Raw genomic sequence first — 22,153 nt, forward strand, 5'->3', positions numbered from 1 at the left:
ATCAGCCCCGGCCCTTGTCCCGGGGCCGTGCCGTGCAGCCGGCAGCCGTCGCTGCCGCGGTGGACGAAGTCGCGCATGCGGCCTCCCTCGTGCGCCATGAACGGCGTCCTCCCCCGGGGGAGGGGAGGGGTAACGGAAAAACGGGGGGCGGGCCTGTCGGTCCGCCCCCCGTCCGTGCGGCGGGGTCGAGGTGTCAGCCGGCGGCCTTGAAGCCGCGCAGGCGCAGGCTGTTGCCGACGACGAAGACCGAGGAGAACGCCATGGCGGCGCCGGCGATCATGGGGTTGAGCAGTCCGGCCGCGGCGAGGGGGAGGGCGGCGACGTTGTAGGCGAAGGCCCAGAACAGGTTGGACTTGATGGTGCCGAGCGTCTTGCGGGCCAGGCGGATGGCGTCGGCGGCGGCGCGCAGGTCGCCGCGGACGAGGGTGAGGTCGCCGGCCTCGATGGCGGCGTCGGTGCCGGTGCCCATGGCCAGCCCGAGGTCGGCCTGGGCGAGGGCTGCGGCGTCGTTGACGCCGTCACCGACCATCGCCACCGAACGGCCCTCGTCCTGCAGGCGCTTGACGACGTCGACCTTGTCCTGGGGCATGACCTCGGCGATCACCTCGTCGATGCCGACTTCCGAGGCCACCGCCTCGGCGACGGCCTTGTTGTCCCCGGTCAGCAGGATCGGCGTCAGGCCCAGGGCGCGCAGCCGGGTGATTGCTTCGGCACTGGTGTCCTTGACCGCGTCGGCGACCACCAGGACCGCCCTTGCCTCGCCGTCCCAGGCGACCGCGATCGCGGTGCGGCCCGCGGCCTCGGCGCCGGCCTTGGCGCGCGCCAGTTCGGTCGGCAGCTCCAGGGCCCACTCGGCGAGCAGCTTGGTCCGGCCCACCAGGACCGCATGGCCCTCGACCACACCCTGGACGCCCAGTCCGGGCACGTTGGCGAAGTCCTCCGGGACCGGCAGGGCACCGACCCGCTCGGCGGCGCCCGCGGCCACCGCCGCTGCGATCGGGTGCTCCGAGGCGTGCTCCAAGGCCCCCGCCAGGCGCAGCACCTCGTCCTCGTCGGTGCCCTCGGCGGTGTGGACGGCGAGCAAGGTCATGCGGCCGGTGGTGACGGTGCCGGTCTTGTCCAGAACTATGGTGCCGACGCGGCGGGTGGACTCCAGGACCTCGGGTCCCTTGATGAGAATGCCGAGCTGGGCGCCGCGTCCGGTGCCGACCATCAGCGCGGTCGGGGTGGCCAGCCCCAGGGCGCAGGGGCAGGCGATGATCAGAACCGCCACGGCGGCGGTGAACGCGGCCGTCAGCCCGGCGCCGTTGCCGAGCCAGAAGCCCAGGGTGCCCAGGGCCAGGGCGATGACGACCGGGACGAAGACGCCGGAAATCTTGTCGGCGAGGCGCTGGGCGGCGGCTTTGCCGTTCTGCGCGTCCTCCACCAGCTTCGCCATCCGGGCGAGCTGGGTGTCGGCGCCCACCCGGGCGGCCTCGACGACCAGGCGGCCGCCGGCGTTCACGGTCGCTCCCGTGACGGCGTCCCCGGCGCCGACCTCGACGGGCACGGACTCGCCGGTGAGCATCGAGGCGTCGACGGCGGAGGTGCCCTCGACGACCGTGCCGTCGGTGGCGATCTTCTCGCCCGGCCGGACCAGGAACCGGTCACCGACCTTCAGCTCGCCCACCGGGATCTGTTCCTCCCGGCCGCCGCGCAGGACGGTGACGTCCTTCGCACCCAGCTGAAGCAGTGCCTTCAACGCGGCCCCGGCCTTGCGCTTGGAACGGGCCTCGAAGTAGCGGCCGGCAAGGATGAAGGCGGTGACACCGGCGGCGGCCTCGAGGTAGATGTTCCCGGCGCCGTCCGTGCGGGTGATGGTCAGCTCGAAGGGGTGGATCATGCCGGGGGTGCCGGCGGTACCGAAGAACAGCGCCCACAGCGACCACAAGAAGGCGGCCGAGGTACCGACGGAGATGAGGGTGTCCATGGTGGCCGCGCCGTGCCGCGCGTTGGTGAACGCAGCGCGGTGGAAGGGCCAGGCGGCGTAGGTGACGACCGGGGCGGCCAGGGTGAGGGAGAGCCACTGCCAGTACTCGAACTGTAGGGCCGGCACCATCGCCATCGCGATGACCGGGACGGCGAGCACCACGGCCGTGACCAGCCGCTGCCGCAGCGGCCGTAGCTCATCGCCTTGCGTCTCCTGGCCCGGTCCGTCGTCTCGACCGTCACCGGTCGGGCCGGGCGTGGGGTCCGGTTCCGGCTTGCGGGCGGTGTAGCCGGTGGCCTCCACCGTGGCGATCAGGTCCGCGACGTCGAGGTCTTGGCGGAAGGTGACCTTGGCCTTCTCGGTGGCGTAGTTGACGGTGGCCTCGACTCCGTCCATCCGGTTCAGTTTCTTCTCGATCCGGGCGGCGCACGAGGCGCAGGTCATGCCGCCGATCGCGAGTTCGACCTCGGCTGTGTCGGGGACCGTGGTAGCCATCACTGCTCCTCGGACTGGGTGGGTGGAAGAGGGAAGAAAGGACCGGGCCCGCGGGCGGGCCCGGCAGACGAGCGGAGCTTTCAGGCCGCGCGGCCGGTGAGCTCGTAGCCGGCGTCGTCGACGACCTTCGCCAGCAGCGCGTCGTCCGGTTCGCCGGAGCTGGTGACGGCGACCTGGCCGCTCTCCAGGTCGACGACGACGGCCAGAACGCCGTTCAGGGCGCCTATCTCCTTGGTGAGCGTGGCCTTGCAGTGTCCGCACGTCATTCCGGAGACGTTGTAGACGGTGGTGGTGCCCTCGGTGGCCTCGGTCGCGGCGGTGTTGGTGGAGCAGCTGCCGTCGGGGGCGCAGCAGGACATGGTTCCTCCCGGAGGATGCGATCACTGGTGTACCCCAGGGGGGTACCGCTGACGCCACTATGTATACCCCCTAGGGGTATCTTTGGCAAACGTCTCCGGATCGCTTGCATATACCCCCGGGGGGTATATGGCCGGGGGCGCCCGTCAAGGAAGGCGACGACACCGCCGAGAAAGGGTCCGTCATGAACACCGGCGTCAGGATCACTGCTTTCACCGCCGCCGTCGCGGCGACCTTCGCCGCCGCCTACGGTGTCGGCGCGGCCACCGGCCCCCTCACCTCCGACCCGGAGCCCGCAGCCCACGCCGAGCACAACCGGCCGGCAACCCCCGACCACAACGTCGGCGGGCACAGCGGCCACGCTGACACAACGCCCGCAGGCCTGCAGATCTCCCAGGCCGGATACACCCTCGACCTGAAGACCCCCAGCCTGGCCGCGGGAGAGAAGAACCCGCTTCGACCGCTGGCTGGAGACCTTCACCGACCCGCTCGACGTCCTGGGCGGCCCCGCCCACGCCGCCCAGCTGGCCGCCGCTGGGCGTCCGACCCCGCCAACCGGCCCCTTTGCCGGAACGAGCAACGGTTCGCCGGCCAGCCCGTCCATCCGCGGCTGGTCAACGACGACCTGCGGGCTGTCGCCGAACTCCTCGCGTTCGTCGCCGCCACCCTGTGCTGCTTGGAAAGTCACAAGCTGTCTCAATTGGCTGGACTGCGAAGAAGCTGAGACCGAGCTTGATCGGGACCTGCTCGCGGACAGACTGCTCTCCATGGGATCAGTGGGCATGGCAACCAGGCAGCAGGGCGGGAACCGACGATGAGTGCTGGCCTGCCCTTCTTTCGCTACCACCCCGATCCCCTCGCCAGCGGGTCCATCCGTGCGGCCGCCGATACGTGTGCCTGCTGCAAACGCAGCGTGGGCTGGATCTACACGGCCACCTTCTACACCGCACACGAGGTGAACGGACGTTTCTGCCCGTGGTGCATCGCAGACGGGGGCGCGGCCGAACGCTTCGCAGGTGAATTCACCGACTCCTACGGGCTTGACGGCGTCAGCGAGGATGTCCTGCACGAGGTCACCCGCCGCACCCCCGGCTTCCACGCATGGCAGGACCCGCACTGGCTGGTCCACTGCCAGGACGCGGCCGCCTTCGTCGGCGAAGTCGGGTACACCGAGTTGGTGGCGCATCCCGAAGCCCTCGCCCAACTGCGGGCCGACATGCGCCTCGACGGCTGGCACGACGAAAACCAGCTTGAGCACTTCCTGACCCACCTGGGCGACGGGGCGACCGCCATGCTCTTTCGCTGTACCGTCTGCGGCGCCCATCTCGCCTACGCCGACGCGTCCTAGAAGTCGCCTGCTCGGGTGAGTCGGCGGTAGCAGATGAGGGTGCAGGCGAGGCTGGTGAAGGCGAGGAAGTGCTCGGCCTTGCGTTCGTAGCGGCGGTGGAGTCGGCCGCAGCCGACGAGCCAGGCCATGGTTCGTTCGATGGTCCAGCGGTGTCGGGGCGTGCTGGGGCCGGGTTCCGGCTCTGTGCTCAGGCCGTGGCGGGCAGGCCGGCGGTGCCGGTGATCTGCTCCCGGACAGCGAAGCGGATGGTCATCTCGGCGCGATGGTCGGGGGCGGTCATCAGGTGGCGGTGGGGGCGGAAGCGGGAAGAAATGCCGCTGAACGCGGACAGGGAACGCTGGGCTTTGCCGGTGGGGCGGAAGCCTTTCATGGCGCGTTCCCGCTGCCGGGTGGGCTGGTGGGAGTTCTCGGCCCGGTTGTTCAGGCCCTTGTGCGAGCGGTGTTCCACCCAGGGCATGACCTCACGGTGCGCCGCGCGGCAGGAACGGAACTGGCCGGTGACGACCACCCTGGGCACGGCCCCGGGTCCTTTGAGGAGCCGACGGAAGAAGCGCCTGGCCGCGGCCTTGTCACGCCGGTTGTGGACGAGGATGCCCAGCACGTCGCCGTTGTGGCCGACGGCCCGCCACCGGTGACGGCGATAGTGGCCAGCCGGGCGTGGTCAGGTTTCGGAGCTGTGATCGGCTTCAGGCTTGGGGAAGGTGACGCTGATGCGTGTGCCGTGGTCCAGCCGGCTGTCGAGGTCGATGTGGGCGTGGTGGTGTTCGGCGATGGCGGCGGTGATGGCCAGGCCGAGGCCGGTGCCGCCGTGAGTGCGGCTGCGGCCTTTGTCGGCTCGGTAGAAGCGGTCGAAGACATGGTTGACGGCGTGGGCGGGGATGCCGGGTCCGTTGTCCTGGACGGTGAGGATGACCTGGCTGTTGCCGGTGCGCAGTTCAATGGTGCAGGGTGCGGCGGGCGGTGTGTGCATGCGGACGTTGCTCAGGAGGTTGGCGAGCAGACTGCGCAGTTGCGCCTCGTCGCCGAGGACGGTGACGCTGTCTTGGATGTGCAGGGTGTAGGGGCGGGCGGGTTCAATGGCTGCGGCGTCGCGGACGGAGTCGGTGACGACGCGGCTGAGGGTGACGGGCTCCAGGGGTGCTTCGCTTTCCTCGTCGAGACGGGCGAGCATCAGCAGGGCTTCGACGAGTTTGCCCATGCGCTGCACTTCCGCGTGCATGCGGTCGATGGCGTCGTCGACGGAGGCTTTGTCGGGTAGTGCTCCGTGCTGGTAGAGCTCGGTGTAGCCGCGCAGGGACTGCAGCGGGGTGCGCAGTTCGTGGGAGGCGTCGGCGACGAAGCGGCGCATGCGTTCTTCGGATGCTTCGCGTGCGGCCATGGCGCTTTGGATCTGGTCGAGCATGGCGTTCAGCGCGTGGGCGAGGCGGCCGACCTCGGTGGTGGGGGCGGTGTCGGCCGCGGTGATCCGGCGGGTGAGATCGCCGGAGGCGATGGTGTCCGCGGTGTCGGCGGCGTGCTCCAGGGGCCGCAGTGCCCGGCGGACCGCCAGGGTGCTGACCACGGCCACCATGCACAGGCCGGTCAGTTCGGTTGCCACGATCACGACCCCGTTGGCCGTAGTGAGCCAGGCCAGGGCGGTTGCGGCGAGGGCGAGTGCGCACAGGGCCGTGACGAGGGCGCCGATCCGGGTCCGCAGCGGTCGCTGTCGCAGAAGCCGCCTGCCTCGCCCCGCGACCACAGTGACACGCAGGCGCGCGATCAGCCTGTGAGGGGGAGTGCTGGAGGGCCGGGCTGCAGGGGTCATCGGGGTTCCCGGATGCTGTAGCCGACGCCGCGCTGGGTGTGGATCAGGGCGGGGCCGAGACTGTCGATCTTGCGGCGCAGGTAGCTGATGTACGTGGCGACGACGGTGTCGTCGCCGTTGAAGTCGTAGGACCACACGTGGTCGAGCAGCTGGGCGCGGGGGACGACGCGCCCGCGGTGCAGCATGAGGTAGCGCAGCAGGCGGAACTCGGTCGGTGACAGGTCGATGGCGGTGCCGGCCCGGTGGACGGTGTAGGTGGCGGAGTCGAGTTCCAGGTCCTCGACGCGCAGGACCGGGTCGGTGCCGGCCCGGGGGCGGGTGCGGCGCAGTACGGCTTGGATACGGGCGGCGACCTCGTCCAGGCCGAAGGGCTTGGTGATGTAGTCGTCGCCTCCCGATGTCAGGCCGCGGACCAGGTCCTTGCGTGTGTCACGGGCGGTGAGGAAGACCACGGCCTGCGGCAGTCCGTCCTGGCGCAGCCGGTGCATGACCTCGAAGCCGTCTCCGTCGGGCAGCATCACGTCCAGCAGGATCAGCTCGGGAAGGAAATCCCGCGCGGCGGCGAGGGCATCGTGAGCGGTCGCGGCGGTGCGTACGTCGTAGCCGACGAAGCGCAGGAACCGGCTGAGCGTGTCGAGGATCGCCGGTTCGTCGTCGACCACGAGCAGCCGTCCCTCGACTACCGATTCGGGGCCGGAGCCGGGGCCGGTGGGTGCTGTGGCATCGCCTGACATGGGATTCTTCGCTTCCTGCTGCTCACTGGTGCTCTGTTCGATCGTGGCCGATCACCAGGCGGTCTTCCATGTGAGTTTCATGGGAAGACCGCCACCCGGACCCTGATCCAGCCCCGACGCCCGAACCGCCGCCCTAGCGTGGATGACGCCTCGTAGCGGGCCTGGCCCGGCCGGTTCAGGGGATGAGCCGGCCGGGCCTCCTCGTCCTCCTTCTCGTCAGCACATCATCTGGGGGCTTTTGCGTGTCCACATTGCTCTACCGGCTCGGCCGTGGGTGCTTCCGGCATCGAAAGGCCGTCCTCGCCGCCTGGCTCGGTCTGCTCGCGGTGGTGGCGGTGACCGCGCTGAGCGTGATGAAGCCGTTCACCTCCGCCACCACCATCCCGGGCACCGAAGCCCAACGCGCCCTCGACGTCATGGAGGAGGAGTTCCCCTCCACCGACGAGTCGCATGTCACCGGCAAGATCGTCATACAGGCGCCCGCCGGACAGAAGATCACCGCGGATGCCCCCGCGCAGGCGGTCGCCGACCTGTCCGAAAAGGCCGCCGACACCCCCGGCGTGGTCTCGGTGACCGGCCCCGCCGCCCAGAGCGGCACCGTCTCCTCCGACGGCCGCACCGGCATCACCGAGATCGTCTTCGACGCCGAAAAGGCCGACGACATCCCTGAGGCGACCCTGCTCACCCTGGAGGACGCGGCGCAGCAGGCCCGCACTGCGGGACTCGCCGTCGAGACGGGCGGGGACGCGTTCTCCCCCTCGACCGCGATCATGGGCCCGACAGAGATCATCGGCGTTCTGATCGCCCTGGCCGTTCTCATCCTCGTCTTCCGGTCCCTGCGCACCGCCATCATCCCGATCGCGACTGCCCTGGTCGGCGTGGCCATCGGTGTGCTGTCCCTCCTCGCGATGACCAGCGTGATCACCATGGACAGCACCTCCATCACCCTGTCGGTGATGCTGGGCCTGGCCGTGGGCATCGACTACGCCCTGTTCATCGTCTCCCGTCACCAGACCCAGGTCCGCCAGGGTATGGATCCGGAGGAGTCGGCCGCTCTCGCCACCGGTACCGCCGGCGGCGCTGTGGTCTTCGCCGGAGCCACCGTGGTCATCGCCCTGGCCGCCCTCGCCGTGGTGAACATTCCCTTCCTCACCGTCATGGGTCTGGGTGCCGCCGCCACCGTCGTCGTGTCCGTCCTGATCGCCACCACCCTGCTACCTGCCCTCCTGGGCTTCATGGGCCGGCGCATCACCTCCAGCCGCATTCCGGCGCTGGCCCGCTCCACCGCACGCGCCGAACGGCGCCAGGCCGATCCCCGACGGGCCCCCGCGGCCCGCCGCTGGGCCACCGCGACCACCCGTCGGCCCTGGCGGGTGCTGATCCTGTGCGTTCTGGGCCTGGGAATCCTCAGCGTCCCGGTCACCGACCTGCAACTCGGACTCGGCGGCGGCCCCGACCCGCACAGCTCCGCCGGCCGCGCCCAGAAACTGATCGACGACAGCTTCGGCCCCGGCCACAGCGGCCCCCTGGCCGTCCTGGCCCAGGGACCCGACAAGACCACCACGACCACCGCCGCACAGCAGGCAGCCGACCAGATCAAGGACCTCCCCGGCGTCGTCTCCGTCTCCCCGCCCATCGCATCCGACTCGGGCAACGCCGTCCTGATCCAGGTCACCCCCTCCTCCGGCCCCGACACGCAGGCCACCGCCGCCGTCCTGTCCGAGATCCGCAGCGCACGCGACAGCATCGAGCAGCAAACGGGCACCCAACTGAATGTCACCGGCAACACCGCAGTCAACATCGACGTCGCCGACAAGCTCTCCGCCGCCCTGCCCGTCTACTGCCTGCTGGTGATGGGCCTGGCCCTGCTGCTGCTCACCGTCGTCTTCCGGGCCATCGCCGTACCCCTGAAGGCCGCACTCGGCTTCCTGTTCTCCCTCGGGGCCTCCCTGGGCGTCCTCGTGGCGGTCTTCCAGTGGGGCTGGCTGGCCAGCCCCCTCGGCATCGCGGACACCGGGCCCGTTCTGAGCTTCCTGCCCATGCTGCTCGTGGGCATCCTGTTCGGCCTCGCCATGGACTACGAGGTCTTCCTCGTCTCCCGCATGCGCGAGGAATACACCCACGGCAACCCTCCCACCGAAGCGGTCATCCGCGGCTTCGGCCACAGCTCCAAGGTCGTCACCGCCGCAGCCCTCATCATGATCGCCGTCTTCGGCGGCTTCATCCTTGCCGAAATGCAGGTCATCAAGGGCATGGGCCTGGCTCTGGCCGTCGGCGTCCTCGTGGACGCCTTCATCGTCCGCATGACCCTCGTACCGGCCGTGATGGCCCTGCTCGGCCACAAAGCATGGTGGCTCCCGCGCTTCCTCCAGCGCATCCTGCCCAACGTCGACGTAGAAGGCGAACAGCTCAGGCGCCACGCCACCGCCCCGCAGCCCTTGCCCCACCAAACCCCGCAGACCGTCCCCGCCCTGCCCGACAGATACGACCAGTGAGGTAGTCCTCCAGACCCGAGCCCGTGCCGCGCTGACGTCGCATCCACCCCCGAGCCACGTCAGTGCGGCCAGGTCCCCAAGCGAGCTGTCCCAGCGAGAGAAGAGTCAGGGCTGCACGGGACCGGCGCGTACATCGCTTCCGCTCACGCGACCCGTCTCCTGCGCGCCCTGTTCGTTCTGATGACCCCGAAGTCAACCGCTGACAGGTGATCAACTCTGCAGACAGCCGCTGACTAGCGTGAGCACCCTGGGAGGCACTGTCACGTTGGCTGGCGGGGTGGGGTGATCTTCGAGTTGATCATGGTGGAGGGGGTTGTCCGTGGGCGGTACGCCGCCGTCGTACAAGGACCACCGGTACCCGGTGGAGGTGGTCTCGCACTGCGTGTGGCTGTACTTCCGCTTCCCGTTGGCATTCCGTGAGGTGGAGGAGCTGATGCTGCAGCGCGGCGTCATCGTGTCCCACGATCCGCCGGTGGTGTCTGAAGTCCGGGCAGTCCTACGCCAACGCGCTGCGCCGCCGGCGCGCCAGGCCGGGCGGCAAGTGGCACCTGGACGAGGTCTTCCTCACGGTCAACGGCGAGCGGAAGTACCTCTGGCGGGCCGTCGGCCACAACGGCGACGTGCTGGGCATCCTCGTCCACAACCGGCGCGACAAGGCCGCGGCCAGGCGCTTCTTCCGTCGGCTCCTCAAAGGAACCGGGGCCGTGCCCAGGGTGGTCGTCACCGGCCAGCTCCGTTCCTGCCGCGCGGCGCACCGTGAGGTCATGCCCTGGGTGGAACACCGCTCGCACAAGGACCTGAACAACCGGGCCGAGAACTCCCGCCAGCCCACCCGGCAGCGGGAACGCGCCATGAAAGGCTTCCGCCCCACCGGCAAAGCCCAGCGTTCCCTGTCCGCGTTCAGCGGCATTTCTTCCCGCTTCCGCCCCCACCGCCACCTGATGACCGCCCCCGACCATCGCGCCGAGATGACCGTCCGCTTCGCTGTCCGGGAGCAGATCACCGGCACCGCCGGCCTGCCCGCCACGGCCTGAGCACAGAGCCGGAACCCGGCCCCAGCACGCCCCGACACCCCGCCAAGCACAACCCCCCTCGACAACGTGACAGCGCCCTCCTCGGCGTAGGCGGGATTGAGGATGGTCATCGGCACGATGACGGGGCCGCCGGTGTGCCGGGTCAGGCCGGTGACGAAGGCGCCGGTCATCTGCCGCCACAGCGGAAGGTCCTGGTAGTCCCTGGGCCGCAGGGCGTGGCCGGTGAGTGTGCTGCGCAGCGGGTCGCCGACGGCCTCCGGGTCGGCGACCGTCGCGCCGGGCACAGCGCGGCACAGCTCGTCGGCGAGGGTCGTCTTGCCGCCGCCGAAAAGCCCGTTCGGCCAGACGATCACGCGTCCCCCGCGGTCGCGGCGACCGTGTCGGTGTGCCGGGCAGGGGCCGGGAGGCGTCCGTCCCGATCCGGCCACCGGAACACCAGCCGGGAGGACGCCTTGTCCAGGACGTCCCCGGCGGGCAGCAGATGGTCGGGCGTGCCAGCGGGGTGGACGGTCAGGACGGGATCGGCGTGCTTGTCGTTGTCCTCGGCGCGGATATGGCGGTCCCAGCCTCGGACTGTGGCCGCGAGCTGCTCGGCGAGCTCGGGCCCCTGCTCGCCGAAGGCGTGCACGACCCACTCCCACTCGTTGTCCTCCGGGCGGTCACCGTCCTTGGTCTGGATGTGGATCAGGTAGGCGAGCGAGGCGTCGCCGACGATCGCGGGTGCGTCCCGGTCCTTCGCGATGGCGGTCATCCCCTCATCCGGGTCCTGGTGGGAAACCAGGCGGCAGAAGGCGGGCAGGGTGGTGGCCGCGTACAACTGCAGGGAGCCGAAGTAGGAGTTCGCCGCCCTCATCGTCACGCCGGTTGCGACTTCGTGCCGCCGCCCGCGCAGCGCCTCCCCCAAACCCTCCGTGTCGGCGGTGGTGCCGTCGTCGAAGCGGAGGGCCAGCCCGCCGTCGAGGAGGGGGACGACCGGGACTGGGCGGGCCTGCTGTCCTTGGTCGCGGACGAAGCCGCAGTAGGTGAAGTGGCGGGCGTGCAGCACCTCGCCGTGCCGCTCGAACGTGATCGCCCGGGTGTAGCCGCCCATCTCCAGCGGCAGGGCCAGGCGCCCGCCCTCGGCCAGCTGCTCGCGCCAGGCCGGGGAGATGTCCCAGCAGTTGTACGTGATCATGCTGCCGTCGAAGCCGCCGCGGGGCACGAGGTGGGCGGGCGCGCCGAGTGCCGCGTCGGCCTCGATGGCCGTGACGCGTCCGCTGCCGGCCTCCGCGAGGAAGGCGCGGGTGCGGCGTACGACCCACGGGTCGATGTCGACGGTCACCACCCGTCCGTCGGGCCCGGCGACGTGGGCGATCAGCTCGGCGTTGTAGCCACCGGAGCCCGCCTCGAACACGATCGCGCCCGGCTTCAGATGCAGGTGCTCGATCATGTCGGCCTAGAGCCAGGCCGCGGACACCGAGCTGATCGCCGCCCCGCTCCCGTCGAGTCGGGTGATGACCGCCCGGTCACCGCCGTCGTACGCAGACGCCAGGTTCGCCTCCGGGGCGAATCGATGGCGCGGCACCGTTTGCAGTGCGCTGCGGACGGGCTCGGACGAGACCCAGCCGCCGCCCATCACGGTCTCGGCCATCGCCCGGCGCAGCCGGACGGCCTCGGCCGGCTCACCTGGCACGGGCGGCCGATCGGCGGCGAGCGGGTAGGAGACCACGGGCGGCAGGTCCGGGATGACGCCGGGCCACACGGCATTGAGTACCTGGGCGGCCGGGACGAACACGTCACCGGCGCAGGCCAGGGCGTGCAGGTCGAAGAACTCCCAGCGGTCGAACAGCTCCGGTTCCTGGTTGGTCAGGGTGCCCGTCCACGCGGTGACGCGGACGACGGCCGTGAGCCGCGGGATGCCGTGGCTGTCGTCGACCAGCATCGTCACCACATGCGCGTTCGCCGGGTCAACGACCAGGCCCGTCTCCTCGGCGAGCTCGCGGACCGCCGCGGCGGCGAAGCCCTCCGCATCGCTCGTTTTGCCGCCAGGCAGTTCGAGCATGCCGTGCCGGGCGCGGCCGAGCAGTACCCGCCCGGCGTCGTCGGTGACCACCGCGAGGGCGCCGGTCAGCGCGTGACCGGTAGTCGACCGCTTCTCCACAGCCCTCGTGTCGGCGTGGCAAGGGCCGCGCAGGACCAGGACGGCCAGGCCGTCCGCGTCCAGCCGCTCCACCGTCTCCCATCCTGCGGCGAGCACGGCGATCTCGTCCTCGTCCAGCGCGATGCCGCGCCGCTCCTCAGGCGTGTTCGCCACCACCGGGGTGATCACGACGAGAGCGCCGCCGTCCCGTAGCCGCTCACCCAGCCCGTGAACTACGCGCCCCCTGTCCTGCACGAACGCGTACACCAGGCGGAGCGTGATCAGGTCATACCCGTCCTCATGCAGCGGGGCGGGGTCGTCGTGCTCGATGTCCAGGTGCAGCCAGCGCACGCCCTCGGCGTCGGCGTGCTCCTCCCGGGCCCGGGCCAGGGCGCTGTCGGTGAAGTCGACGGCGTCCACGGTGTAGCCGAGCGAGGCGAGGTAGGCGGCCAGCTCGCCGGTGCCGCAGCCCACGTCGAGCGCCCGGCCGCCGCCGTCCGGGACGGGGGCGTGCTCGACGAGGAGTTCCCGCTCGCGCTCACCGAGCTGCCGGAACCCCTTGCCGTCGCTGTAGTGCTGCTCCCACTGATCGCGGGCGGTGTACGTCAACGTGCTGCTCCTCGTACGTAGGTGCGGTGGTCAGGGGCGTTGGGCGGCGCGGAGCCGGGCCAGCGTGCGCAGGCCGCGCTCGACGAGCTCGGGGTCGCTGTGGGCGGCGCCGTAGGAGATGCCGGAGACCGCGTCCAGGACGGACAGGACCATGAGCTGTGCCTCTTCCTCTGAGGTGAAAGGGCGGCTGTAGCCGTCCATCACGGCCGCGAGGAGGTCGGGGCGGCCGTGCCAGGCATCGGACAGCCGCACGAAGTCCCTGATCGCCGGGCCTTCCTCCGACCGCTCGAAATCGATCACATACAGGACATCGGCGGCCTCGTCCCATCGCAGGTTGCGCAGCTGGAAGTCGCCGTGCGGGGGGACCACTCCCAAGGCGGGCAGGCCGGCGGCCTTCTTGGCAGCGGTGCGGATCAACTCCTCGTCCCCAGGCCCCAGGTGGGCGCGGGCGCCGTCCAGGTGCCGCTCCAGTTTCCCAAAAGGCAGGGCGCCGACGGCCGGGCGCGGCAGGGCGCTGGTGTGGATGGCGGCTGCGAGCTGCCCGATGCGGTGGAAGATGTGGCGCTGCTGCTCGGGTGCGTACGTGGCGCCGTGCAGGGAGCGTCCTCCCACTGCGGTGAGTGCCACGGCCCGTAGCTGCGGTTCGGCGGCTACCAGCCGGGGCGCGGCCGGGCCGAGACCGAGCACCCAGCCGCGGAGCGCCGACACTTCGCGCTGATGGAAGCGGTCGTTCTGGTGGATCTTGACGTACCAGGTGCCGCCCTCGGCGCCGCTCGCCCGCCAGACGCGGCTCTCCTCTCGCATCCAGGACTCGTCCGTCCACCCATTGATCCGGCCCACCGCCCGCTCGGCGAAGGCGCGCACCTCCTGCGGGACCGTGCCGGGGCTGCCGGGTTCGGGGACCAAGACCAGCCGGTCGGCGGCCGGGGTGTAGGCGATCGGGTCGCCGGGCTCCTGGAAGTGCACGGCCATCCGCGCACCGGCCCGGTAGGCGTCCAGCCCTGCCCGGCAGTACGCGACCATCGGCTCCGGAAGCCTGTCGGGCGCGAACCAGTCCATGGAGTCGCACACCTGGGGCTCCATGACCCTGGTCGAGGACGTAGATGTGGTCGGCGTGCATGGCCGCGGCGAGCCGGTGGGTGACGAGGACGACCGCGTGCCCTTCCTCGGCCAGGGACCACAGCCCGCGGAACGAGTCGATCTCCGCATGGGGGTCGAGGGCGCTGGTGGGCTCGTCGACCAGCAGGAACGGTGCCTGCCGGTACCGCGTCCGGGCTGACCCCAGCCTCTGCCACTGCCCGCCCGAGAGCTGGACTCCCCGCTCGTAGCCCTTGAACACGATCGAGTCCCAGCCGTGCGACAGGCCCTCGATCAGGTCGAGCACGCCCGCGTCCCCGGCGGCCTCGCGGACGCGGTCCATGTCGCGGGGCCGGTCGCCGGCGCCGATGGCCACGTTCGCGGCGGCCGTCATCTCCCAGCGTGGGAAGTCCTGCGCCAGCAGCCCGACGGTACGGAAGACCTGGGCGCGGTCGGCCTCGCGGAGCTCGACCCGTTCGCCCGGCTCACCCACCCACCAGACGTGTCCCTCTGAGGGCAGCAGCAGACCAGCCAGGACCTTCGTAAGGGTGGTCTTCCCGGAACCGTTCGCGCCCACCAGGGCCGTCACCTTCCCCCCGGGCACCCGCACGCTCACGCCCTTCAGGGAAGGACCGTCAGCGCCCGGGTAGGTGAACGACACCCCCTCCGTCCGCACCTCGAGCACCGGCGTGGGCAGCGGCGCTCCGGAGGACGGGATGGCGTTCTCGCCTGCCACCTTGATGGCGTCCTCGGTGTCGGTGAGGAACAGCAGCTCCTCGTACAGGCGGTTGACCTGTTGCACCAGCGACGCGAGCCGCGCCGTCGAGGTGCGGATGGCGATCACCGCCGTACCGCCGACGGCGAGCGGCAGACCACCGGTCGCCAGGAGCCACCACAGCACCCCGTAGCAGGCCAGCGACGCGAGCCCCGCGAAGCCGCCGGCGACCAGGTCCGTGGAGGCCTGGGCCCGGGCCAGACGCCGCGGCTCGGCCTCCGTCTGCCGCGACATCTCCTCGTAGTTGGACAGCAGTTTCTTGCCGGCGGTGTGTACGCGGATCTCCCCGGCGGCGTGCGGGCGGGTCAGGTAGGCCAGCAGGGAAGCGATCGCCCGGCGGTGATCGACCCGGTTCAGGCGGGAGAGATACTCACGGCGCGCGGAGCGGACCGCTCCCCACCCCTTGGGCAGAGCGATGGCCAGCAGCATCGGCAGCAGCGCCCAGTGCAGCGACGCCAGTACGACCGCGGCCGCCGCCATGCCGATCACCACGTTGCCCACGCCTACCGACAGTCGGAGCATGTTGCGGGCCGAGTCCGTGCCGAACTTGCCCGCCTCCAGGACCCGCTGGACCTCCGGCCGTTCGGTCGCCTCCACCTCCACACCGGTGACGGCCGTGTAGTACCGGGCGGAGACCGCCCGCTCCACCTGCGGCTCCAGCCGGCCCGACATGGCCGTCGACCACGCCGACAGCACCGCGGTCGCCACCGCCGCGACCCCGGCCAGCGCCCGCGGGTCCGTCTCCCAGCCGGTGCGCAGCACCATGCCCGCCATGCGGGGCAGCGCGGCCGCCATGTGCCGCAGTGGGTGGGAGCATCGGGGTGGAGGTGCAGAGCAGAGGCGCAGATGCGCTACATCGTCCCGCCTCGCCTGAAGAACGGCGGCTGCATCGCCTACTGGTCACCGTCCTGGTCCGCCTACCTTGACCTGCGCGTGATCCGCAAAGACGGCCCACCGATCGCCGTGGAGATCGACCGCGCGGACGAGAGCACCGCCGTGGACGAGCTCCGAGACGAAGCATTCCGCGGGCGCCCCGCGCTGTGGATCCGCTGGCACGGAGCGCTGCGTGCCGAGCTCCCGGCAGGTGTGGCCCGTCTCCACCTTCCTACGCGGTCCAGCAAATCGCCCCTTCGATACTCGCTGGCCTCGGTGGCTGGCACCGAGGCGATCACCCTCGGTCCACCCGCCACTCCGGAGGCCCGAGCAGACGCTTTGCGACGAGACCAGCAGCGAATCGCGGACGAGAAACGCGCTGCTGCCCGCTCCCAGGAACCGGGTCCCACTCGCTGCCACTGGTGAACCCCGGCCTTCACGGTGAGTAAGCCGGGATGATATGACTACGTTGCGTGGTATTGCGAGCCGGCGCTGTCACGTTGTTGGGTGCGCGAGTGCCTGTCGGGGTGTTGTGTGTGGTGGAGCCGGGTTCCGGTTTCGGGCTCAGGCCTCGGCGGGCCTGCGACGACGCCGGTGACCTGGTCCCAGATGGCGAAGCGGACGGTCATCTCGGCGCGGTAGTCGTGTGCGGTCACCAGGTGGCGGCGGGGTCTGAGGCGTCCCCTGGAGTGTGGACACGGGGGTTCATGCCGCGAGCGTGAGTCTATGCTCTGCCCGGTGCTGCTGTTCGAACTCGACAGGTGAGAGGTAGCCGAGTGAGCTGTGCCGCCTGCGAGCGTTGTAGTAGGTGAGCCATTGGAAGATCTCCAGCCTGGCCTGTCGTACCGTCGTGAACACCGTCTGCATCGCTTCTCTCTTCAGCCCCTGCCAGAAGCTCTCGGCGAGGGCGTTGTCGTAGCTCGACCCGACACGGCCCATGCTCCTGCGGATGCCGAAATGGGCGCTGACCTGGGCGAACGCCGCCGAGGTGTATTGCGAGCCCCTGTCCGCGTGGAAGATCACTCCGTCCACGTGGCCGCCGCGGGTCGCCACCGCCATCGTGAGCGCGTCGACGACCAGCTCGGTGCGCATGTGCGTGGCCATCGACCAGCCGAGCACCCGGCGCGAGCAGATGTCCAAGACGCAGGCCAGATACAGCCACGTGCCGCCGACCTGCACGTATGTGATGTCGCCGCACCACTTCTCGTCCAGGCGGTCGGCGGCGAAGTCGCGTCGGACCAGGTCCGGGGCGGGCGGCGCGAGCCGGTCGGGGATCGTGGTGCGTTTGCGCCGGCGCAGGTGTCGGCCCTCGATCCCCTCGCGGCGCATCAGCCGCTCGATCCGCTTGCGGTTGACCGTGTGCCCGAAGCCCCGCAACTCGGCGTGCACGCGCCGCACTCCGTAGGTGCCGCGGTGGTCGTCGTGGATCTGGCGGATCTCCGCGACCAGCGCGTCGTCGGCAGCCCGGCGCTCGGCGCGGGCGACCGCGCCAGCCGTCCACCGGTAGTAGCCCGAGCGCGAGACCCCGAGGACACGGCATATCCGCTGCACGCCGAAGTCGGCGCGGTGGAGGGAGATGAAGTCCCAGCGGCCGGTCATGCCTTCATCTCCCGGGCGAAATACTGGGCCGCCCGCCGCAGGATCTCCCGCTCCAACTGCCACTCGGCCTCGGCTTTGCGCAGCCTGCCGAGCTCGGCCCGAAGCCGGGTCAGTTCCTCGTCCCTGCCCTCCACCGGGCCGTCGGTGCCGCGGGCCCGGCCCGCCTGCTCGTCGGCCTGGCGCACCCAGGACCGCAGCGTCTCGCCGGTCACCCCGACATCCGCCGCCACCGCCGCATACGTGCGCCGACCCGCGGCCGCGCGATACAACGCCACCGCGTCGTTCCTGAACTCCTCCGGATACGGAGACCTACGTCCCACCAGGACACCCTTCCTCAGACCATCAAGATCCATTGTCAGAGTGTCCACACCCCAGGGGCCACCTCACTCAAGCGCGGTGTCCACCGCTCCGTCCAGGCCCTCGAACGCGATATTCGTTCCTGGCTGGCCGACTGGAACGACAATCCACGACCGTTCGTCTGGACGAAGACTGCCGACGAAATCCTCGACAAAGTCGCGGCCTACTGCCGACGAATCTCCGACTCAGGTCACTAGTAGTGCTTCGTTAGGTTCTGGGCTGTCTGTGGCGGGTTCGTGGGCTGGGCAGAGGGCGGCCGCAGGTGGCGCAGGCACCGGTCCAGCACCTCAGCAGGTCTTGAAGAACGTCAAGGACCTGGTAGAGGGTCAGGCCGGTGTGTGGGCTTTTGGGTCGAGCCGCCGGAGGGTGAGGAATGCCTGGGCGGCGGTGACGAGGGTGACGTGGTGGTGCCAGCCGCGCCAGGTGCGGCCCTCGAAGTGGTCCAGGCCCAGGCCGTGCTTGAGTTCGCGGTAGTCGTGTTCGATCCGCCAGCGCATCTTCGCCCATCGCACCAGGTCGGCGACCGGGGTCGAAGCGGGCAGGTTCGACATCCAGTAGCCGGTCGGAGCGTCCTGGCCGTCCGGCCACTCAACCAGCAGGGTCTGGGTGGGCAGGACGCCGTCCCATCGGTTGCGGCCGCCGCCCGCCTCCTGGGCCGCGGCCAGGGACTGCTTACCCGCGGGCCGCACCGTCAGGACCGCGAACCGGGAGATCATCGCGCCTTTGCTGCCCTGACGCCAGGTCACCTCGGCGAACCGGCCGACACCGGCTTCGGCCGCGAGGACCGAGACGGCTCGTGGTGGAGTGCGGTAGCGGGGCAGCGTCGGCGGGCCGAGCCCGCTGTAAGCGGGCTGGTACGGCTCGGCATTCTCCGGGTGGGCGACTTCCTTCCCGGTCAGCGCGAGCACATAGGACAGCCCGCGCTGTTGAAGACCGAGCCGGAACGGGGTGCTGACGCCGTAGCCGGCATCGGCGACCACGACCGGAGCCTTCAGCTGCCACTCGTCGAGCGTGTCGAGCAGGCCGAGCGCCAGGCGCCACTTCTCCTGGTGCACCACCTCGTCGGGCACTCCTGCCCTGCGGCACCGCTGCGGTGCATCCGTCCACTCGCGTGGCAGATACAACTCCCAGTTCAGCGGACACGACGCGGTGTCGGTGGCGGCATGGACACTGACCGCGACCTGGCAGTTCGCCCGCTTGCCGACCGCTCCGCAGTACTGCCGGGTCACCCCCACCGACGCGGTGCCGCACTTGGGGAACGACACATCGTCGACCACCCACACCTCGGGCCCGATCACCTCGGACAGCCGCTCGGCGATCCGCTGCCTGACCGGCAGCGGATCCCACGGCGACTGGTTCACGAACTGCTGCAGAGCCTGCATGTTCCCGTCCGGCAGCCGCTCGGCCATCGGCTGGATCGACTTGCGCCGGCCGTCGAGCATCAGGCCCCGCAGATAACACTCGCCCCACCGCCGCTGATCCCGCCGCGGCAGCGACCCGAACACATCGGCAACGAACTCCGCCAACTCACCCCGGAGCCGTTCCACCTCCCCCAGCTTCACCCTGGGAGGCTGCCCACCATCAGCCGAGATCACCCAACGTAACGAAGCACTACTAGGTTGTTTCTGATGGCTCTTGCTGGGCTGGGTGGATCAGTGCTCTGGCTGGGCAGGTGCACCTCATGGTGCGGCGGCATGAGCTCACGGATGCGCAGTGGCAGAAGATCGAGTCGTTACTGCCCGCCAACGGCAGGCCGGGCGGGCAGTGGGCCGATCACCGCAGAGTGATCAACGGCGTGTTGTTCCGGGCCCGTACCGGTGTGCCCTGGCCGGACCTGCCTGAACGCTACGGTCCCTGGCAGACCGTCTACGAGCGGCATCGCCGCTGGTCCGCGGACGGAACGTGGCGGCGGATCCTGGGTGAGCTGCAGATCGAGGCCGATGCCGCCGACCCGGACGGCAGCCTGGCCCAGACGGTGCAGGAGGAGAGCCGCCGGCGTCGGCGGGAGTGGGCGGTGAACATCGACTCCACCTCCTGCCGGGCCCACCAGCATGCCGCCGGTGCCCGGCGCCGACCGCCACGCGACTTCCCGCAAAAAGGGGCGGGACGCGTGAGGAACCCGATGGCCGGGAGGCCCTGGGACGCTCGCGGGGCGGACTGACCACCAAGATCCACCTGTTGTCCGACGACCGGGCCCGCCCGCTGACCTGGCAGACCTCCCCGTGCCGGCGCGGCGACAGCCCCATGTTCGTGACCGTGCTGGAGAGCTTACGGATCCGGCGGCACGGGCCCGGGCGGCCACGCAGCCGCCCGGACCGCGTCCGCGGCGACAAGGCGTACTCCAGCCGGGACAACCGCGCCTACCTGCGACGACGGGGCATTAAGGCGACCATCGCCCAGCCCGACGACCAGCGGGCCAACCGCAGGCGCAAGGGTCGGGCCGGAGGACGCCCACCGGCCTTCGACAAGACTCAGTACCGCCGCCGCAGCGCCGTCGAACGATGCGTCAGCAAGTGGAAGCAGTACCGGGCAGTGGCCAGCCGGTACGACAAACGTGACTACATCTTCAACGGCACCCTGGCCGTCACAGCCATCGTCATCTGGCTCCGAGACACCGTCCAAAAGCCATCAGAAACGACCTACGCGTATCTCCTCCCCCCACCACTTTGCCGGGCATGTCGAGGGTGACCGGCAGCTCTGGGGCGGGGGCAACCTCCTCAACGGCGGTGTGGTCGGGCAGGAGGTCGGCAACGGCCGTGCGGATCGCGCCGCGGCTGACGCCGTGGTCGCGGGTGAGCGCGGCGATGGAGCGCCCCTCCAGGTACGCGGTGCGGACGGTTTCGGTCTTCTCGGCCGCCACGGCGGGATGGCGCCCGCCCCTGCTGCCCCTGGCCTCGGCGGCCCGCAGCCCGTCGTACGTCAGCTCCCGTTGGAGGTCCGGGTGTGAGTAGTTGCGGTACAGAAAGCGCCGCTGAGATTGATCTTGCTGAGGCTGGGCTACTTCGCCAGGGCTTCAAGAGATTTGATCCACTGAAAGCTACCGGTGGGTTACTTGCTCCCTGGTGTCCGAGCTAGGACTACGGGGCGGCGTAGGCGAACTTCCAGGTGCCGTCGAGGCGATCCGGTAGGGCGAGCGGGCGCGGTCGGCGGCGAGGGCCTGGCGCACGTCCGCGTACGGTATGAGCGTGGTGTGCGGCGGCTGGGTGCCGAGCCGGAAGACGCCGAAGTCGTTCCACTCCGGGGGCGCGTCGGCCGCTGCCCGCCGGCCGGCCGCGTGCGCGGCGACGGGCGAAGCGGACAGGGCGAGGGCGCCGAGCACGGCGGCGCCGGACTCCAGGAGGCGCCGGCGGCTGACGACCGGCGGTCCCCCGTGGGGGGACCGGCCGGCGGGGGACGTGTGCGGGTGCGGCATGACCGTGGCCTTCCTCGGTACGACAGAGCACTGCACGGACTGAGGGCACGTCGGGCTCCTCCTCGACGCGCCGCCGAAGGAACGGCGTCGCGGCAGGAGGGGATCACAACTGCTGGTGACGGAGCGACTACCGAGTCGGCCACACCCTAGGCGGTTTCGTTTGGATCATCGGGCGGACCAGAGGAAGATGCCCGCGATGTGGAGTCCGGCCAGGTAGATGGTCGCGGTCTTCTCGTAGCGGGTGGCGATACCGCGCCACTGCTTCAGGCGGTTGATGCACCGCTCGACGGTGTTGCGCTGCTTGTACGCCTCCGGGTCGAAGGCCGGCGGTCTGCCGCCGGCCTGTCCGCGCCGCTTCCGGTTGGCCTGCTGGTCGGCCCGTTCCGGGATCACCGCCCGGATGCCGCGTCTGCGCAGATGGTCACGGATCTCGCGGGAGGAGTAGGCCTTGTCGGCCAGGACCATGTCCGGTCTGGTGCGCGGACGACCGCGCTGTCGGGGAACGCGCAGGCGGTCCATCACCTCGGTGAAGGCGGGTGCGTCACCGGCCTGACCGGCGGTGAGGTGGAAGGCCAGGGGCCGGCACCGGCCGTCGGCGGCAAGGTGGATCTTCGTGGTCAGTCCGCCGCGGGAGCGGCCGATGGCGTGGTCCTGCGGCTCGTCGGCCGGGGCCCCTTTTTGCGGGCCCCGGCCGCGTGCTGGTGGGCCCGCACGATCGTGGAGTCCACCGACACAGCCCAGCTCAGGTCCTCGTCAGCGTCGGCCTGGGCCACCAGGGCGGTGAACACCCGCTCCCACGTGCCGTCGGCGGCCCACATCCGCAGCCGGTTGTACACGCCCCGCCAGTTGCCGTACTTCTCCGGCAGGTGCACCCACTGGGTACCGGTCTGGAACTTGTAGGCGATCGCGTCGATCACCTCACGATGGTCCCGCCAGCGGCCACCTCGCTTCGGCGTCCGGTCCGGGAGCAACGGCTCGATCCGCGCCCACTGCGCATCAGTCAACGGCACACCCAGACCAACGACCGACTGATCCAAACGAAACTGCCTAGTAGGGCTTGGTTATCTTCACTCGCGGGTGGCGTGTCCGTTTGCTC

General features: G+C 70.5%; 15 protein-coding genes and 8 pseudogenes. 8 read left to right on the forward strand and 15 right to left on the reverse strand.

What is annotated here, in order from left to right; translation table 11 throughout:
• Nucleotides 1-193: 193 nt before the first annotated feature.
• A complete protein-coding gene (locus C1708_RS32435) occupies nucleotides 194-2,464 on the reverse strand; it encodes a heavy metal translocating P-type ATPase (protein WP_106416007.1) in 2,271 nt (756 codons plus the stop codon).
• Between the two features lie 80 nt (nucleotides 2,465-2,544).
• Nucleotides 2,545-2,823 (reverse strand): heavy-metal-associated domain-containing protein, encoded by a 279-nt coding sequence (locus tag C1708_RS32440; RefSeq protein ID WP_106416008.1) that lies wholly within the window; start codon nucleotides 2,821-2,823, stop codon nucleotides 2,545-2,547.
• A 182-nt stretch (nucleotides 2,824-3,005) separates the two neighbouring features.
• On the opposite strand from C1708_RS32440, the gene C1708_RS34565 reads away from it, so the two are divergent.
• Both C1708_RS34565 and C1708_RS32450 read left to right on the forward strand, forming a co-directional pair.
• Nucleotides 3,006-3,545 carry a hypothetical protein gene (locus C1708_RS34565; protein WP_198602671.1) on the forward strand — a complete coding sequence of 180 codons (540 nt, stop codon included), beginning with the start codon at nucleotides 3,006-3,008 and terminating at the stop codon, nucleotides 3,543-3,545.
• 90 nt (nucleotides 3,546-3,635) lie between these two features.
• Nucleotides 3,636-4,169: a CbrC family protein gene (locus C1708_RS32450; protein WP_106416009.1), complete on the forward strand. Its 534-nt coding sequence runs from the start codon at nucleotides 3,636-3,638 to the stop codon at nucleotides 4,167-4,169.
• Here C1708_RS32450 and C1708_RS32455 read toward each other — a convergent pair.
• The 4 genes and pseudogenes from C1708_RS32455 to C1708_RS32470 form a co-directional block, all read right to left on the reverse strand.
• Complete coding sequence (locus tag C1708_RS32455) at nucleotides 4,166-4,360, reverse strand: transposase (protein WP_502696126.1); 195 nt, start codon at nucleotides 4,358-4,360, stop codon at nucleotides 4,166-4,168. The two genes, C1708_RS32450 and C1708_RS32455, sit on opposite strands and share 4 nt — an antisense overlap.
• Nucleotides 4,357-4,809 (reverse strand): annotated as a pseudogene (locus tag C1708_RS32460) (DDE-type integrase/transposase/recombinase); the annotation flags it as partial. The pseudogene C1708_RS32460 and the gene C1708_RS32455, both read right to left, overlap by 4 nt.
• Before the next feature lie 21 nt (nucleotides 4,810-4,830).
• The gene (locus C1708_RS32465; RefSeq protein WP_241911384.1) at nucleotides 4,831-5,766 is read right to left on the reverse strand and encodes a sensor histidine kinase; all 936 of its coding nucleotides are present in this window, start codon (nucleotides 5,764-5,766) and stop codon (nucleotides 4,831-4,833) included.
• A gap of 203 nt (nucleotides 5,767-5,969) precedes the next feature.
• On the reverse strand, nucleotides 5,970-6,707 hold the full coding sequence (locus C1708_RS32470) for a response regulator transcription factor (protein ID WP_106416011.1): 738 nt from the start codon (nucleotides 6,705-6,707) through the stop codon (nucleotides 5,970-5,972).
• Between the two features lie 242 nt (nucleotides 6,708-6,949).
• On the opposite strand from C1708_RS32470, the gene C1708_RS32475 reads away from it, so the two are divergent.
• Together C1708_RS32475 and C1708_RS32480 are read left to right on the forward strand one after the other, a co-directional pair.
• Nucleotides 6,950-9,202 (forward strand): MMPL family transporter, encoded by a 2,253-nt coding sequence (locus C1708_RS32475; RefSeq protein WP_106416012.1) that lies wholly within the window; start codon nucleotides 6,950-6,952, stop codon nucleotides 9,200-9,202.
• A 319-nt stretch (nucleotides 9,203-9,521) separates the two neighbouring features.
• Nucleotides 9,522-10,236, forward strand: a pseudogene (locus C1708_RS32480) (IS6 family transposase).
• Between the two features lie 349 nt (nucleotides 10,237-10,585).
• On the opposite strand, the pseudogene fxlM reads toward C1708_RS32480, so the two are convergent.
• Nucleotides 10,586-12,964, reverse strand: a pseudogene (gene fxlM / locus C1708_RS32485) (methyltransferase, FxLD system).
• 30 nt (nucleotides 12,965-12,994) lie between these two features.
• Nucleotides 12,995-14,047: a phosphotransferase gene (locus C1708_RS32490; protein WP_106416013.1), complete on the reverse strand. Its 1,053-nt coding sequence runs from the start codon at nucleotides 14,045-14,047 to the stop codon at nucleotides 12,995-12,997.
• On the opposite strand from C1708_RS32490, the gene C1708_RS35465 reads away from it, so the two are divergent.
• Nucleotides 14,046-14,243 (forward strand): hypothetical protein, encoded by a 198-nt coding sequence (locus C1708_RS35465; protein ID WP_241911385.1) that lies wholly within the window; start codon nucleotides 14,046-14,048, stop codon nucleotides 14,241-14,243. The two genes, C1708_RS32490 and C1708_RS35465, sit on opposite strands and share 2 nt — an antisense overlap.
• Nucleotides 14,244-14,246: 3 nt before the next feature.
• On the opposite strand, the pseudogene C1708_RS35470 reads toward C1708_RS35465, so the two are convergent.
• A pseudogene (locus tag C1708_RS35470) lies at nucleotides 14,247-14,777 on the reverse strand (ATP-binding cassette domain-containing protein); the annotation flags it as partial.
• On the opposite strand from C1708_RS35470, the gene C1708_RS35475 reads away from it, so the two are divergent.
• Nucleotides 14,692-14,949, forward strand: coding sequence for a hypothetical protein (locus tag C1708_RS35475; protein WP_241911386.1), 258 nt, complete (start codon nucleotides 14,692-14,694; stop codon nucleotides 14,947-14,949). The pseudogene C1708_RS35470 and the gene C1708_RS35475 sit on opposite strands and share 86 nt — an antisense overlap.
• A gap of 1,315 nt (nucleotides 14,950-16,264) precedes the next feature.
• Here the strand turns inward: C1708_RS35475 and C1708_RS35480 are convergent.
• Together C1708_RS35480 and C1708_RS32510 are read right to left on the reverse strand one after the other, a co-directional pair.
• Nucleotides 16,265-16,363: pseudogene (locus C1708_RS35480) on the reverse strand (IS6 family transposase); the annotation flags it as partial.
• 31 nt (nucleotides 16,364-16,394) lie between these two features.
• Nucleotides 16,395-17,608, reverse strand: a protein-coding gene (locus C1708_RS32510; RefSeq protein WP_106416014.1) for an IS3 family transposase whose coding sequence is annotated in 2 segments (ribosomal slippage) — nucleotides 16,395-17,353 and nucleotides 17,353-17,608 — 1,215 coding nt in all. Because the reading frame shifts where the segments join, the coding sequence is not laid out codon by codon here.
• Between the two features lie 66 nt (nucleotides 17,609-17,674).
• On the opposite strand from C1708_RS32510, the pseudogene C1708_RS35485 reads away from it, so the two are divergent.
• Nucleotides 17,675-17,842, forward strand: a pseudogene (locus C1708_RS35485) (IS630 family transposase); the annotation flags it as partial.
• A 129-nt stretch (nucleotides 17,843-17,971) separates the two neighbouring features.
• Here C1708_RS35485 and C1708_RS32520 read toward each other — a convergent pair.
• On the reverse strand, nucleotides 17,972-19,207 hold the full coding sequence (locus tag C1708_RS32520; RefSeq protein WP_106411736.1) for an IS701 family transposase: 1,236 nt from the start codon (nucleotides 19,205-19,207) through the stop codon (nucleotides 17,972-17,974).
• A 119-nt stretch (nucleotides 19,208-19,326) separates the two neighbouring features.
• Here C1708_RS32520 and C1708_RS32525 point away from each other — a divergent pair.
• A pseudogene (locus tag C1708_RS32525) lies at nucleotides 19,327-20,333 on the forward strand (IS5 family transposase).
• Here the strand turns inward: C1708_RS32525 and C1708_RS32530 are convergent.
• The 3 genes and pseudogenes from C1708_RS32530 to C1708_RS32540 all read right to left on the reverse strand — a co-directional run bounded on the left by C1708_RS32530 (nucleotide 20,242) and on the right by C1708_RS32540 (nucleotide 22,094).
• Nucleotides 20,242-20,505, reverse strand: a complete 264-nt coding sequence (locus tag C1708_RS32530) for a hypothetical protein (protein WP_241911487.1) — start codon at nucleotides 20,503-20,505, stop codon at nucleotides 20,242-20,244. The pseudogene C1708_RS32525 and the gene C1708_RS32530 sit on opposite strands and share 92 nt — an antisense overlap.
• A 226-nt stretch (nucleotides 20,506-20,731) precedes the next feature.
• Nucleotides 20,732-21,057, reverse strand: a pseudogene (locus C1708_RS32535) (hypothetical protein); the annotation flags it as partial.
• 165 nt (nucleotides 21,058-21,222) lie between these two features.
• Nucleotides 21,223-22,094, reverse strand: a protein-coding gene (locus C1708_RS32540) for an IS5 family transposase (protein ID WP_437076537.1) whose coding sequence is annotated in 2 segments (ribosomal slippage) — nucleotides 21,223-21,734 and nucleotides 21,734-22,094 — 873 coding nt in all. Because the reading frame shifts where the segments join, the coding sequence is not laid out codon by codon here.
• Between the last annotated feature and the right edge of the window lie 59 nt (nucleotides 22,095-22,153).

The organism is Streptomyces sp. DH-12, from assembly GCF_002899455.1.
In the GTDB taxonomy this organism is placed as follows: Bacteria; Actinomycetota; Actinomycetes; order Streptomycetales; family Streptomycetaceae; genus Streptomyces.

Bases quoted from the DNA above. Each gene is read 5' to 3' on its own strand.
- C1708_RS32435 (WP_106416007.1), bottom strand. From the start codon at position 2,464: ATGGCTACCACGGTCCCCGACACAGCCGAGGTCGAACTCGCGATCGGC.
- C1708_RS32440 (WP_106416008.1), bottom strand. From the start codon at position 2,823: ATGTCCTGCTGCGCCCCCGACGGCAGCTGCTCCACCAACACCGCCGCG.
- C1708_RS34565 (WP_198602671.1), top strand. From the start codon at position 3,006: ATGAACACCGGCGTCAGGATCACTGCTTTCACCGCCGCCGTCGCGGCG.
- C1708_RS32450 (WP_106416009.1), top strand. From the start codon at position 3,636: ATGAGTGCTGGCCTGCCCTTCTTTCGCTACCACCCCGATCCCCTCGCC.
- C1708_RS32470 (WP_106416011.1), bottom strand. From the start codon at position 6,707: ATGTCAGGCGATGCCACAGCACCCACCGGCCCCGGCTCCGGCCCCGAA.
- C1708_RS35465 (WP_241911385.1), top strand. From the start codon at position 14,046: ATGACCCTGGTCGAGGACGTAGATGTGGTCGGCGTGCATGGCCGCGGC.
- C1708_RS32490 (WP_106416013.1), bottom strand. From the start codon at position 14,047: ATGGAGCCCCAGGTGTGCGACTCCATGGACTGGTTCGCGCCCGACAGG.